This window comes from Chloroflexus sp. (assembly GCF_034431535.1).
GTDB lineage: Bacteria > Chloroflexota > Chloroflexia > Chloroflexales > Chloroflexaceae > Chloroflexus.
Genome location: NZ_DAOUDC010000022.1, coordinates 1 through 14,724, shown reverse-complemented (window position 1 = coordinate 14,724; position 14,724 = coordinate 1). Strand labels below are relative to the sequence as shown.

Below are 14,724 nucleotides of genomic sequence, written 5' to 3'. Positions count from 1 at the left end.
TTCCAGCCGCCCAACACCCCACGCACCCTAGGCGCTAAACTGCGCGCGTAGCACCGCGCAGAGCGCGCGCAGGCCACCATTACTACGCGACACAGCTTCACATAACAAGATGCCAGCTAGCAACCCATCTGGACAGCCGCTCCAGCGACTGAGCGCCACTTCACCGGTAGCCGTCATCGCCACCAGCGGTTGGCGTTCGAGATGCAAGTCATCACTCACCACTTCCAGTTTCAGACCGGTCGCATCTTCCCATGCCGCGAGGTGTTTCGGTTGGAGGCGCAACGGGTTCTGCAGCGCCGGCGGTGGCGCGAGCACCAAGCCACGCTGGCGATGATGGGCCGCCAGATGGCCGGCCAGCAACAGGCTCACCTCAAACGGATCGAGCACCTCGCCGGCGGGATCAACCACGGCGAGGGAGGTGCCATCGCCAGATAGGGCCAACCCAAGGTGCGAATCACTCTCGCGCACCAATTTGCGCAACCGGGTGAGGGTCGCTTCAAACGGCTGCGGCGCGCCGCGCGCAAAGAGTGGATCAGGATCACGGTTAATCTCAATTGCCCGGGTCTGGCCGCCTTCGCCGAGCAACGCCGTCACCATGCCCGCGGTGGCGCCGGCCATCGCATCGATGAAGAAGGTCATCGGCAAACGACGGATCGCATCGAGATCGATCATGTTGCGTAGCGCATCGAGGTAGGGTGCGCGCAGATCAACCGTCGTTTGCGGCGGCGTGAGCGGTGGAAACGCTACCGGCGGCAGCGGATCGGAGGTAGGATGAATGCTCAGACCGCTCTTCTCATCGGCAATCAAGATCAAGCCACCCACATAATACGGCCGGTTGCGCGCCGACACATAGAGCGCGCAATCGGCCTGCTTACGGTCAAGCGCATGGTGAATGGCCGGCAGTGGTGCCGGTGCATCGGCCAACATCACCTCAACGCCCTGCGCTAGGAGATCGTGAGCCAACGTTTGGGCGAACAGGTTCGCGAGAAAGCGCGTATCGAAGGCAACCAAGCAACGAGCACGCTGCGATGCCAACACTGCACCCACCGTCGCTGCCCGGCGGCGTAGTTGATCGAGTGTCAGCTCTGCGGTATACGCAGCTTCCCACGCCTGTAACAAAGGGCGTCGATACACGCTCATGCCTGTGTGCGAAACTCCTCAACGACGCTCAGCATCTCATCACGGATCGCGCAAGCGCGCTCCCACGTCTGCGCCTCGAAGCGCGTCGTAATGGCCGGTTCGGTATTGGAAGCCCGCACCAATCCCCAGCCATCACCGAAATCAACTCGCACGCCGTCAATATCAATCAGCGGGTACTTGCCGGCAAACCGCTCGCGCAGGAAGTCGATCACGGCAAACTTGCGCTCTTCGGGGAAGGGGATGCGCCCTTCATCAATCGACGGCAACAACGGGTAGGGGGCAAGCACTTCACGCAAAGGTTGCCCCAACTCGCCGAGGGCATGCAGCAGCATCGCCCCCGCAAACGCACCATCATCAAAATATCGTCCGGGGAAGGGAAAGATGGTATGGCCGCTCAGCTCGCCGCCCAACACCGCGTCCACTTCACGCATCTTGGCCGACAAGCTGGTGTAGCCGGTCTTCCACATCACCGGCTCGCCGCCCAACGCGCGGATCGCCTGCGGCAAGACGGCGCTGCACTTCACGTCAAACACCACCGGCCCCTTGCGCTTGGTCAGCATGGCCTTGGCCAACGCGATCAGGTAGCGATCGGCGAACACCACTTCACCGGCCTCATCCACTACCCCCAGCCGGTCGCCATCGCCATCAAGACCGATCCCCAGATCAGCATGGTGCTCACGTACTGCCGCTTGCAAATCGCGCAAGTTCTCAACCTTCAGCGGATCGGGATGGTGATTGGGGAAGGTACCGTCCGGCTCGATAAAGAGCGGGATCACTTCGATGCCGAGCGCTTCGTACATTGCAACGGCCAGCGGGCCGGCCACGCCATTGCCACCGTCGAGCACTACCCGCGGACGGCGGTGGCCGAAATCGATCCAGCGCCGGGCCGACTCGATATAGGCCGGGCTAATGTCAACCTGCTCGTAATGGCCAGCGCCCTGCGCAAAATGACCGCTGGCGGCAATCGTTCCCACCGCTTGAATCGCCTCCGAAGGCAGCGGCTCGGAACCGAAGCGCGGCTCGGCGCGGCGCAGCTTCAGACCGTTGAATTCCGGCGGGTTATGGCTGGCCGACACCATCGCCCCGGCATCGGCGCCCAATGCCTCGACCGCAAAATACATCACCGGCGTCGCTACCATGCCAATATCGAGTACGTCCATCCCGGTGGTGCGCAACCCTTCCATCAACGCCGCCTGAAAGCGAGGCGAACTCAGCCGCGCATCACGCGCTACCACAATCCGCCGGCGACCTTCGTTGCGAAACAGGGTGCCCGCCGCCCGCCCAAGCAACTCATAAATCCCTTCGTCGAGATCAACCTCGACGATGCCACGAATGTCATAGGCACGAAAAATCGTGTGATTGAGCGCTACGCCCATGCCTGCCTCAAATCGCTGGGTGACGTTCATCGTGAACGTCGCAATCAATATTAGGATTAGTTCGATCCTAGCCGAAAGCACCCTATCCGTCAAGAATGCGTAGCAAATGATGAGCGGCAAGCAGCATAGCAAGTGTGGCCCTAACTTCCTGCGCGCGTCCGGATCTTGTGGAGGCTACCGCTGTGCTATTCTGTTATCCACAATGCACCCCTTGCACTATGACAATAATACGATCACTATGACCGCACCACTCCCTCCTAAGCTTGACCATCTGGCTGGCATATTTGCACGCTTTCCCCGCCATCCAAGCCGTCTACCGCTTTGGTCCGGTGGCCACGGGGAGCATGCCTGCCGAAAGTGATCTCGATCTGGCGCTCGTGCTCCGACGAGATGAACCTACCTTTCCCAAGCTCGATCTCCTCGCCGCGTTGGCCCAAGCCGGTTTCTGCAACGTTGACGTGGTTGTGCTCAATACCGCAGGCATTGTGCTCAAACACGAGGTCATCCGGCACAACAACCTCATCTATCAGACACCCGACTTTGATCACGGCTCCTTCTTTTCACGCGTAACCCGCCAATTTCTCGACTTCCGACGCTAGCTTGACATACAACGCCAAGGGTATAAAGCGAGCATGCGGTAGCACACGGCTGTGCGCCTGCGCAATCACCCAAACCGCTTGCACGCTCGCAGGCGCTTGTTTCACTGCATACTTCACACCGTCACATGTCGCTACGCCTCCATCGGCGCTTGTCACGCGGCTCGTCCTGTGGTATGCTATCGGTGGTCGTGGCCGAACTTCCGAATTCTAAGAGCCTATGACAGCTCCTGTTACCACCATTCCCGGCCCACGCGGTCTACCGGTCATTGGTGTTGGCAATCGCCTTCTGCGCGACCCGCTCGAATTTATGATCCGGTTGCACCACCATTATGGTGACCTGATCAAACTCCCGTTGGGCAAGCGCGCCATGTACCTCGCCGTTCACCCCGACATGGTCAAGCGGATCACACAAGAAAACTGGAAGAACTACATCAAGCGCTACCCAGCGATGGATGAACTCCTTGGGCAGGGGTTGGTCACGAGCAACGGCGAGTACTGGCTCCGTCAGCGCCGGTTGATGCAACCTGCCTTCCACCACCAGCGTATTGCCCGGATGGCCGCCGTGATGACCGAAGAAGCCGAGCGAATGCTGATGCGCTGGGAGGAATACGCGCGTCGCGGTCAGCCGTTTGAGGTGCAAACCGAGATGATGCTGCTGACGCAGCAGATCATCGTGCGCACCATGTTCAGCTCATCGCTGAGCGATGTCGAAGCCCAGGCTATTGGCAAGGCCTTCAACGACACCCTCAACTGGGCTGCCGGTCAGCAATTCCGCCTCTTGCAGCCGCCGCGCAGTTGGCCGACGCCGGGCAACCTCGCCTACCGGCGCAACCTCGACCTGCTTGAACGCACCGTTTACCGCTTGATCGACGAACGGCGGCAGCGGCAAGGCAAGCACGACGACCTGCTCGAGATGCTGGTGACAGCGCGCGACGCTGAGACCGGTGAGCAGATGTCGCCCAAACAGATCCGCGACGAGGTAATGACCATCTTCCTCGCCGGGCACGAAACCACGGCCGGCACCCTCTCATGGATCTTACATTTGCTTAGTCATCACGGTGACGCCGAGCGCAAGCTGCGGGCCGAATACGCCATGGTGCTGGGCGGGCGCAATCCCACGCCCAACGACCTACCCAACTTGCCGTACAACCGGATGGTGATCGACGAAACCTTGCGCCTCTACCCACCGACATGGATCCTGACGCGGGTTATGGTGGGGCCAGACACGCTCGGGGAATACGAATTGCCCGCCGGTGCGACGGTTGCGATCAGTCCGTACGTCACCCACCGCCACCCGGCCTTCTGGCCCAACCCTGAGAGCTTCGACCCCGAACGGTTCCGACCCGAAGAGGCGGAAGGGCGCCACAAGTTCGCCTATATCCCCTTCCTCGCCGGCCCGCGCCAGTGCATCGGCAACACCTTCGCGCTGATGGAGATGCAGATCGTGCTGCCCATGATCCTGCAACGCTTCCACGTCAACGCCGTGCCCGGCTACCCGGTACGCCCAATGCCAAAAGCAACCCTGCGGCCGGGGCCGCAGGTGTGGGTTGAGGTGGGGTGAGAGGTGAGGGTGAGCAGTGAAAATAGGGAGTAAGTGATGAGATGGGCGAGATGGCTGAATACAGCAATGGGCCATATACCCCAGACGGCCCAGCCAATGCTGAACTATCGATAATAATCAGGGTTGTTATGGCTATCGCTATTTTAGCCGCGACGGTTATAGGAGGCAGGCAATTAGACAACGTGGTGCGCCATAGTTGGCGATACCAGCTCAGTGAGACTCTTATTCATCAAGCCTTGCAAGCCGAAGGTCGTCAACTACTGTACGATCCGTGGCGCGATCTCCAGCCGTTGACGCAGCCGTCCGCTATCAAGCTAGCCCAACAAGCATTGGAAGAATCCAGCCATCTCGTTGCTGCCGATCCCTTCTCGATTCAAGCACAACAGCAATTAGGCCGCATCGCATTGCTCCTCGACCAAACCGATACCGCAATCGCAGCATTTTCGGCAGCAACAGCTAGGCAACCTGATAGCCCTTTACGTTGGTTGGAACTCGGCCTAGCCTACGCCCGACTCGGCGAATCGATAGTACCTCTTACCACTGATACATCGTTCTGGCAAATCACCAATCCATCATCACAAACATCACAAAACTGGTCGCTACGCGCGCCACTTCCTAGACCAGACTGGTGGGATTCAGCACTGCCGATCACACGAACCGTAGTAGTTGGCAATCATATTACGATACGAGCCTTATTACCCACCGAACCGATGGTGTTAGTGTTCTGGATGGGGAACCAAACAGCTCAACCAGATACGTATCAAGTCCTACTTGACAATCAACTTTTGGCCGAGTATCAGCTAACTCGCGAGGCAGCAGTCCAAGGGTGGCAGCCGGCCACTCTCGATCTGCACCAATGGGCTGGACAAAAGATCGAACTCAATCTTATCAGTGATTATTCGTTAAGTGGGTGGGGCGATCTACAAATCGTACCGGCAACAGCGGTGCGTTGTGTTATGGTTGATTGCCGGCAGCGAGCTTACGAGGCATGGCAGCATGGCAATTTCACCGGCGACCAATTTTTGCACAACGGTGTGATTGCCTTTCGTCAACAGCAATTTGCCGATGCACTTCATTGGTACGAGCGAGCCGCTATATTAGGAATTGACATCACAAGTGCAAAATGGTACCTTTACTACCGAGCTACTGGTGATCGAGATGCTCTTAGGCAAAGTATCACCTTTGATCAGGGCTGGAGTAATGAAGAATACCAATTACGCGCATGGTTTGAATGGGGCTTACTTCACTTCAATAGACAAAACTTCACAGAAGCAGCACGAGCATTTCGGCGTGCAATTGCCGTAGAAACCACCGATCCTACCCTCCAGTACCGTCGATCAGAGACATACCGCTATCTTGGGCTTGTCCTCTGGCAACAAGATCGTCTCACCGAGGCTTTAGGGTACTTGGCTCAGGCAGTCACGATTGATCGACGTAACCCATGGGCGCAAATCCATTATGGTAAAGTCTTATATCTCACCGATCCGACACAAGTTGATCAGACTGAACAAGCTTTTACCACCGCACTAACTTTAGATTCACGTCCTGAAATTTGGCAAAATCTAATCGATTTTTGGTATTGGCAAAAAGATCTAGACAGAGCACATCTCCTTTGCAGTCAAGCATATCAATACGGTATTGAAAAACTAGAGGGATGCGAATGACAAATCAATATCAACCACAACAGTACTGGGAACAGCGACTTCATCAACATTTTGACCTTACCGGTGTGGGGCATAGAGCCTTAGGCCCAAATTATAATCAACATTTATACAAAAGAAGGTTGGAAACGCTAACGGCAGGTCTAGTGCAGCTCAGTTATACATTACATGGCAAGAAAATACTAGAAATTGGCTGTGGAACAGGGTTTTACACAGAATTCTTTAACACAAAAAATATCACAAGATACCTAGGAATAGATATCACCCGCATCAGTGTCAAAAAATTAAAGAAAAAATACCCTTCCTTTGATTTCATCTGTGCAGATGTTGCAAATTTTAATACTACAAACACGGAAAACTTTGATATTGTCTTCATTGCCGATGTGTTATTCCACATCGTGGACGATCAGAGGTTCAAAAACGCTCTCCAAAACGTAATAGATTGTCTAAAACCTGGCGGATTACTCATTGTTTCTGATGTTCTGCCACGAGAAACCAAACAAACTGCTGCTCACGTGCGGCTACGGTCGTATAACGATTACGAACAGACATTACGATCTCTCCATGTCGATATTGTACACATCGAACCAATTTTTGTCATTTTACAACCTCCACCGATCTATGATACTCCTCTTTGGTGGAATATGTATGCAACGTTCTGGAAATTGGTTCGGCATTTTATAAAGCTAGACATTATTGATCAAACACTTCCGGTGTTACTCGAGCAGCTTGATCGATCCTTTTTCTGCCCGAAATACGGATTAGAGCTACCGAATAGCAAATGGCTTTTTGCAAAGAAGACAGAAGAATGAAAAAACTTTTTAGCACCAGTGCTATCTATTATACGATAGGAAACGCCGCCAACAGCGCAGCATTGTTAATACTAGTACCGTACCTTATCAATACGCTTTCTCCTGCCGAATACGGTATGTGGACCATCTTCGAGGTAGTCATTTTCCTGTTAACATTGCTGATCACCTCTGGAGTTGAAGTTGGTCTCATGCGCGAATATTGGTTTCAAACTGATGAGCAACAACGCGCCCGTTTAATCGGCAATGCCTTAATCACGGTAGGTGTTTTGGGTGCTGTAGTAGCGACTATTGGCATCGGAATTATAAACATTGGGCTTGATTTCGGCTTCTCTGATTCACCATTCAGCCTCTTGATCCTGCTAGGTATTAGCTGGAGTGATGCGATCGTTACTGTGATTCTCGCCGTGTTTCGCATTCGTGAACAAGCATTCGTTTTTTCTGCACTGTCGGTAGGGCGAATGGCATTGTTCATAATTCTCACTATCGGGTTATTAGAACAGCATAGTGGGCTTATCGGTGCGTTAGTTGGGCGATTGACTGCCACACTTATCTGCTTAGGAGTAGGCATAATATTGGTCCGACGACAGCTAGCCTGGTCGATCGACCTTACTATGATAGGTCGCATTGTCCGATACGGCCTGCCACTACTGCCGACCAACCTCGCCACATACGTGTTATTCGCTGCCGATCGCTACATTATGCAGGTATCTCTCACCCTTGAAGACGTTGCGATCTACACCTTTGCCTATAAAATTGCCACGGTACTTGATGTATTAATTACCCGACCATTCGCGCTCGATTGGGCATCCCGTCGGTTTAAGATCGCCACCCAACCTAACCCCGAACAAAAGTATGCACAAGCGCTCCTGATCTATCTTTGGACCGCGATAAGTTTTGCTTTACTTATCATAGCCTTGACCCAACTCCTTTATACCCTCATTGCACCACCCGCTTATCAGGCTGCCATACCGATTGTCCCAACGATATTACTTGCGTATATTATCTATGGCTTAAGTTACCCTCTCAACATCGGTATCATGCTCAAGGATCGAACTCGCGATTTACCGGTGATTGGCTGGATCACTGCACTTATCTATGTTGGTTTGTGTTGGTGGTGGATTCCGGCTTTTGGGTTAGATGGAGCAGCATGGGCCACCGTAGTTGCGTATATGTTATGGACCGGCTTTATTGCCATTGATTCGCTACATCTATACCCGGTTTTATACCCATGGCAACAGATTGGACTGATTATGAGTATGGGGGTTATTGTATATGGTGGGCTGTGGCTGTCAGAAACGTGGTTATCACCCATCCAGCCGCTTGTTGCCGGATTACGCTTAACGTGGGTATCAGCGCTGATGATAGGATGTGGATGGTTGGTATGGCATCATCGAAAAGAAAAATTCACCAGTAATAGGCGACTCGTTTAGTATATAGAGGTTTGTTTATGCGTCTTCAACAGGGATTTCTTGTATATGATACTACGAAAGATCGCTACTATATTGACTATAAACAGACTCTTTCAATTGTAGTAAATGAGCTACTCCTAGAATTATTGCTCAAAAACAAACATTATTTTAAAGGAAAACTGCTTGATCTCGGTTGCGGAAAGCGGCCATATGCTCTTATTTACAATCAACGCGTAGATCAAAGTATTGGTACCGAAGTACTATTCTCACCACATAGCATTAATGCAGCAGATATCGTTTGTCTCGCCGAACATGTACCGTTCAGGGATCAACAATTCGATACTATCCTCTGTACGGAGGTTTTAGAGCACACTCGTCAACCATTCCAAGTTATGCAGGAAATCACACGTTTACTTAAACCAGGTGGTCATCTGGTGTTATCTATACCATTCATATATCCTATTCATGATGCTCCACACGATCACTGGAGATTTACCAGATATGGCTTAGAGCGTATTTGTCATGAATCTGGATTAGAAGTACTTCATATTCACACAAAAGGTGGTGTTTTTGTAACGATATTAATCTTGATACATCAAGTTGTTGTACGAGTAGTAAATTTAGTAAGCAAAATCATACATCTAGAGCCACCATTATACTCTAGACCAACAATACGTTGGTTCATCTGCCAACCACAATGGTGGTACTTGCACATATCGAGATGGTTGCGACAACAAGCCGGAAACTTACTTCTACGTCTCAATCAAAACATCAGCCACCAACTGCAACGACCGCAAGCATTGGCTGAGGTAAACGAATGGATGACCTGTGGTTATCTAGTAATAGCTCGCAAGCCTTTAGAGCACTAGTACCATCTAGTACCATGAAGATCAAGCTGCAACACCTTGAACTAGGTTGGCACGTCATCGCTCTCACATTGCTTTCAGGCGCATTTGTCCCGCTTTGGCGCCAAATTTACGTCGGTGGCGAATTAGCCCAAGATCCGTTTCAACAAGTCGTCTTGATCGTGTCCTACAGTGGTCTCATCTTACTCGGATGGTACTATCGCCACATTGGTCAACTCCTGATGAGGGGATGGCCGATCTGGATGGTTGTAGGACTAGCATTTATTTCTGTACTCTGGTCACTCGATCCGGCAATTACGCTACGGCGGAGTATTGCGCTTCTGCTAGCCACCATCTATGGGTTCTTATTGGCTATACGGTATCCGTTTCTCACTGTTCTAAAGCTGTTAGGAACCGTAATGGGGCTCATTGTCATTGCCAGTCTCATCGGCATTGCCGGCGGTTTTGGATGGGCAGTAATGGACTATCCCCATCCGGGGGCTTGGCAGGGGATAATGTTTCACAAAAACGCACTAGGACGGATCGCAGTATTAGCACTAATTGTTTTCGTAACATTGTCTCAACAGTACTCCGGTTGGTGGCGCTTAAGCTGGTATGGGTTATCATTAGGCGCAGTCATCTTAGTCATAGGATCTCGCTCGATAACGGCGTTAATAGTAACCATGCTAGTAGTCACAGCTTGGCTAACCCTCACTATGCTTTATCCGTTAGATTCGCGCGAACGATGGCAAATGACGGCCTTGGTATTGACTACAATCCTTCCAATCAGTACCCTAGGGGCCAGCTATTGGCCAGAAATTGTCGGCTGGTTTGGACGTGATCCAACTCTCACCGGACGACTACCACTATGGCAGTCGCTCATCGGAATTGGGATACAACGTCCATTGCTCGGTTATGGGTTTGGGGCATTTTGGATTGATCCGAGCCAGATGCTGTCACTAGACATTGCGTTAATGCGATTACGTTTTTGGTGGGCTAAGCACGCTCATAATGGCTACATTGATGTATGGCTTGAACTGGGTTTAGTAGGTTTAATGTTGGTATTGACTACACTGTTCCTATTAATAACCAAAAATTTTCATTCTTTCTTTCAAAAAAAATCGCGTTATAAATTTTTGTTTATTACAATTTTCTTGTTATATCTGATAACGTACAATTTCTCAGAGGCAATCCTTATTGAGTCAAGTTTAGGGAAAGCAATATTCTGGATCACTTTTTCGTATACTTACTACGAAACACTACTAAACATCCAGGAGATATAAATGAATTACAAGATTGTTATTTTTTGGAATCAGCCTGCTGCTCTAACAGAGACATTTATCTATAATCAAATTAGCAACCTCCGCCGTTACCAAGCTGCTATATTGGGCAGCAAATGGCCATCTGGACCACGAATCCGAATAGATGAGCAAATAGTTCATCTGATCAATCAGGGAGGATGGCGAGGTAAACTCCACGAAGTTCAATTCAAAGTTTGGGGACAGATTCCGGCTACAATACGGCAATGGCTCGACACTTGGCAACCTGCTCTTATTCATGCCCATGTCGCACCCTACGGCGCTATTGCAATGCCAATCGCACAACGATACCGGCTACCGCTTTTGGTCAGCGTGCATGGAAGCGATGTCACGATGCGTGATGCGGCAATCTGGCGCTCGTCATATATGTCCCACCGTCTTTACCTTTTGCGGCGACAGCAATTGATACGTACCACTACACGGGTGATCGTCCAGTCTCACTTCTTGCACCGCATTCTGATCGAACAACACGGCTTTGATCCGGCCCAGATCGTTTGTATCCGTTATGGAGTCGATCTCGATCGCTTTCGCCCTACAGCCAATCCTGAATGGGGGCATATTCTTTATGTAGGTCGCCTGATCGAACGTAAGGGATTACCATATCTACTCACTGCCTTAGCCAAATTACAAACCGACTTTCCCGACCTTCGCCTAACCGTCATCGGTGATGGCCCATTACGTAGTCGGTATGAAGAGCTAGCCCGACAAGTATTGGGTTCACGCGTAACCTTTATGGGGGCGCAATCCAACACTGTCGTGCAGGAATACCTCCAACGGGCCTATGTCTTTTGTATGCCGAGTATTACTATGCCAACCGGTGAAGCTGAATCGCTCGGTGTTGTATTCCTTGAAGCGATGGCGATGGGCATCCCACCGGTTAGCTTTGCCAGTGGCGGTATTCCCGAGGTGATTCGGCATGGTGAAACCGGTTTTCTTGCCACCGAACGCAATACCGATGAGTTAGCCTACTATCTTGGCCTGTTACTAAAACAACCAGCTTTACGCAATCAATTCGGTGAAAAGGGACGGTGTTGGGTTGAGCAAGAGTTTAATCTGAACACCCAAACTGCGAAACTAGAAGCGTTATACGATGAAGTGATCGCTGAACATGCCCCAAAAAGCACGCTATGAAAAACCAACGCATTATTCACATCGTGACCCAGATGGAAGCTGGTGGTGCACAAAAAGCTGCGATACAAGTTTGTGAAGAGTTGATTAAGCGCGGCTTTATTTCAGAGGTATGGTTTCTCTACAAAAAACGCCCAACCTACACTGATCGACCATATGTACGGTGGTTATGGGAAGAGAAACCAAAAACTTTTGGCGAATTTCTCGGGTTACTCGTCAAACTCTACCAATGGCTACGTGTGATCAATCCTGATGGGGTGATCACCTATACCCACTACGCCAATATCATCGGGCAAACTGTTGCCTATGCTGCCGGAGTTCCGCATCGATTAGCGACCCAGCGTAATCCCTGTTGGAGTTATCCACCAGTAGCGCGATGGATTGACCGAATAATTGGTTCTATAGGAATCTATACAAGCAATATTTTTGTTTCAAAGCAAGTCGAGAGTTCTTTTCAAACATATCCAGCTTCATATTTGAGGCGAAGTCAAGTGGTTTTGAACGGTTTGAAACCACCAATTATTACACAAACAAGATTAAAAGCTCGAAAATCATTTAATTTTCCTAGTAATCGATGTATTATTGTGAGTATTGGACGTCTCGCTCATCAAAAAAATCACGCTTTACTTATCAAAACCATGATTAGATTACCCAGCTCACAGTACTATCTTGTCATTGCCGGTGATGGTGAACTACGGGGTGAACTTCATAAGCTTATTCAAGCGACGCAATGTACTGATCGTATTTGTCTGTTGGGTGAAGTACCACCGCAACGGATTGGAGAATTGCTCGCTGCCGGCGATATCTTCGCACTTCCCTCACGATATGAAGCTTTTGGCTTTGCTAGCGTTGAAGCGATGATGGCAGGTCTACCAATCGTTGTGAGTGACTTAGCAGTCAACCGCGAAATCATTGGAGATGCAGGGATCTTTCTTCCAATAGACAATGTTGATGAGTGGGAAAGGACGTTCCGCTTCCTTGCGCAAAATGAACAGATCCGCCGAGAGTTAGGTGAACGAGCTCGTGAGCGAGCAGCCCTTTACACGCTTGAACATATGGTTGATGGATATATTTGTAATCTACTGCAACATCAATGATAGTATCACGTATTACTTTACTAGGTGTTGTTATTGATCCATTTTCTATCGATCATCTCAATCAATGTATTGCGACCGCGATTAAACAACAAAAACGTTGGATCATTGCTAATCATAATTTGCACAGTATTTATCTCTACCATCGTGATCAAAAAATGCGTCAATTCTATAAGAAAGCACACGTTATTCACATCGACGGCATGCCCCTCATCTATTGGGGACGCATCCTCGGTTATAAATTGAAGCGTGAGCAGCGTGTCACCTACGTCGATTGGATACATCCACTGATGGCAATGGCGGCAGCAGAAGGTTGGCGTGTCTTCTATTTGGGTAGCAAGCCGGGAGTGGCAGCGCTCGCTGCCAAACGGTTGCGCCAACGATACCCTGCTTTACAAATCACCACTCGTGACGGGTATTTTCAAGCGGATGATAACACGGCGGTGTTGGCCGAAATAGCCAACTTTCGGCCTCATGTTTTGATGGTGGGTATGGGTATGCCCCGCCAAGAACGCTGGATTTTGGAGAATCTGGAACACTTGTCTGCAAACGCTATCCTGACAGCCGGAGCCTGCTTTGATTACGTTGCTGGCGTAATACCAACTCCGCCACGCTGGATGGGACGAACTGGCTTAGAGTGGCTTTACCGGCTCTACAGTGAGCCAAGACGGCTGGCACGGCGCTATTTACTGGAACCGTGGGCATTACTGCCCTTGATGGCACATGATTTGTGGCAGATGGTATGGAGAGGACGAAATTTTGACACACAATGAAGAAGAGATCGATTCAGTATAAACACGACCACCTCTCGGCATCTACTTGCTCTATGCGTTGCCTTCATGCTATACTATCTGCCGGTATACCCCTTGTTACAGGTGCCACACCAAGAGCATGGTGTGAAGGTGCGGCCGTGACGCTGGCAAGTGCCTTCACGTAAGGAACCGGCATGATGGAACGCCTGCGTGCGCGCTTGATCGGCAGCGTCCTCGTATGGGATCTAATTGCAACCATACTGTGCCTCGCATGGAGTATCGGTACCCCATTGCTCACAATCCAGCATGTGATCCTCTACGGTAGTGTAATCACAATTTGGCCGTTAGTGTTTATCATTCTCGCTCCTCAGCAAGCACTCTTTACCCATACCCTGCCCGAAGCTACCACCCGCTTGTTTCTCGCCGTCGGCCTGGCAGCAACGTCGTTGGCCGGGTTGCTCTATCTGCTTAACGGGACAACGGTTGAACGCAGTGCGTTCGTAACCTTTGTCGCGCTTGATCTGGTTGTTCTTAGTCTCATCCACCTCGGCTTCCGCACTATGGTCAACTCCCGGCGCCGACGCGGCGCCGGGAGGCAGACGCTAGTCGTTGGTGACGCGGTTACGGCAACACGGCTAGCAGATGAATTCAGTTGCCGTCCGTGGACGGGCGTGCAAATCGTCGGTTATGCCTCAGACGAGAGCGACGTACCGGTAGCACTGCCCCGACTTGGCAGTCTGAACGATCTAGTCGCTATCGTGCAGCGGCATCAAATCAATGAAGTCATTTTTGCGTTGCCACCGTCACAGAACAACCGTGTCGCTGAACTATCATTACTGCTCTTGTGCGAACCAGTCATGCTCCACATGGTGCCGACGGCGCTCGATTTGGTTTTTGCACGCACCCCAGTAGAGAGTGTCGGCGGGATTCCCCTCATCTCACTCCGCGAGTCGGCCCTCACCCCATCACAGCGCGTCGCAAAACGACTGTTTGATATTGTGGTCAGTTCCTTGTTGATTGTCATCCTT

The 14,724-nt window shown here is 51.1% G+C and carries 13 protein-coding genes; 11 read left to right on the top strand and 2 right to left on the bottom strand.

The window, feature by feature from the left end; translation table 11 throughout:
* Positions 1-27: 27 nt before the first annotated feature.
* Both U9R61_RS05990 and U9R61_RS05985 read right to left on the bottom strand, forming a co-directional pair.
* Positions 28-1,140 (bottom strand): phosphoglucomutase, encoded by a 1,113-nt coding sequence (locus U9R61_RS05990; protein ID WP_322487911.1) that lies wholly within the window; start codon positions 1,138-1,140, stop codon positions 28-30.
* A complete protein-coding gene (locus tag U9R61_RS05985) occupies positions 1,137-2,516 on the bottom strand; it encodes a phosphomannomutase/phosphoglucomutase (protein WP_322487910.1) in 1,380 nt (459 codons plus the stop codon). Before U9R61_RS05985 ends, U9R61_RS05990 begins: the two co-directional genes overlap by 4 nt.
* Positions 2,517-2,845: 329 nt before the next feature.
* Between U9R61_RS05985 and U9R61_RS05980 the strand changes: the two genes are divergently transcribed.
* The 11 genes from U9R61_RS05980 to U9R61_RS05930 form a co-directional block, all read left to right on the top strand.
* Entirely contained in the window at positions 2,846-3,115 is a 270-nt protein-coding gene (locus U9R61_RS05980) for a nucleotidyltransferase domain-containing protein (protein ID WP_322487920.1), read from the top strand.
* A 217-nt stretch (positions 3,116-3,332) separates the two neighbouring features.
* Positions 3,333-4,676, top strand: a complete 1,344-nt coding sequence (locus U9R61_RS05975) for a cytochrome P450 (RefSeq protein WP_322487909.1) — start codon at positions 3,333-3,335, stop codon at positions 4,674-4,676.
* 128 nt (positions 4,677-4,804) lie between these two features.
* Positions 4,805-6,340 carry a tetratricopeptide repeat protein gene (locus U9R61_RS05970; protein WP_322487908.1) on the top strand — a complete coding sequence of 512 codons (1,536 nt, stop codon included), beginning with the start codon at positions 4,805-4,807 and terminating at the stop codon, positions 6,338-6,340.
* A complete protein-coding gene (locus tag U9R61_RS05965) occupies positions 6,337-7,149 on the top strand; it encodes a class I SAM-dependent methyltransferase (protein ID WP_322487907.1) in 813 nt (270 codons plus the stop codon). The genes U9R61_RS05970 and U9R61_RS05965 overlap by 4 nt, the downstream gene beginning before the upstream one ends.
* A complete protein-coding gene (locus U9R61_RS05960; protein ID WP_322487906.1) occupies positions 7,146-8,579 on the top strand; it encodes a lipopolysaccharide biosynthesis protein in 1,434 nt (477 codons plus the stop codon). The genes U9R61_RS05965 and U9R61_RS05960 overlap by 4 nt, the downstream gene beginning before the upstream one ends.
* Positions 8,580-8,596: 17 nt before the next feature.
* On the top strand, positions 8,597-9,427 hold the full coding sequence (locus U9R61_RS05955; protein WP_322487905.1) for a class I SAM-dependent methyltransferase: 831 nt from the start codon (positions 8,597-8,599) through the stop codon (positions 9,425-9,427).
* Between the two features lie 14 nt (positions 9,428-9,441).
* Positions 9,442-10,686 (top strand): O-antigen ligase family protein, encoded by a 1,245-nt coding sequence (locus U9R61_RS05950; protein WP_322487904.1) that lies wholly within the window; start codon positions 9,442-9,444, stop codon positions 10,684-10,686.
* Positions 10,687-11,853 (top strand): glycosyltransferase, encoded by a 1,167-nt coding sequence (locus U9R61_RS05945; RefSeq protein WP_322487903.1) that lies wholly within the window; start codon positions 10,687-10,689, stop codon positions 11,851-11,853.
* A complete protein-coding gene (locus U9R61_RS05940) occupies positions 11,850-12,947 on the top strand; it encodes a glycosyltransferase family 4 protein (RefSeq protein ID WP_322487902.1) in 1,098 nt (365 codons plus the stop codon). The genes U9R61_RS05945 and U9R61_RS05940 overlap by 4 nt, the downstream gene beginning before the upstream one ends.
* Entirely contained in the window at positions 12,944-13,717 is a 774-nt protein-coding gene (locus U9R61_RS05935; protein WP_322487901.1) for a WecB/TagA/CpsF family glycosyltransferase, read from the top strand. The genes U9R61_RS05940 and U9R61_RS05935 overlap by 4 nt, the downstream gene beginning before the upstream one ends.
* A 176-nt stretch (positions 13,718-13,893) precedes the next feature.
* Positions 13,894-14,724: nucleoside-diphosphate sugar epimerase/dehydratase (locus U9R61_RS05930; RefSeq protein WP_416208823.1), on the top strand; the 831-nt coding region annotated here is incomplete at its 3' end.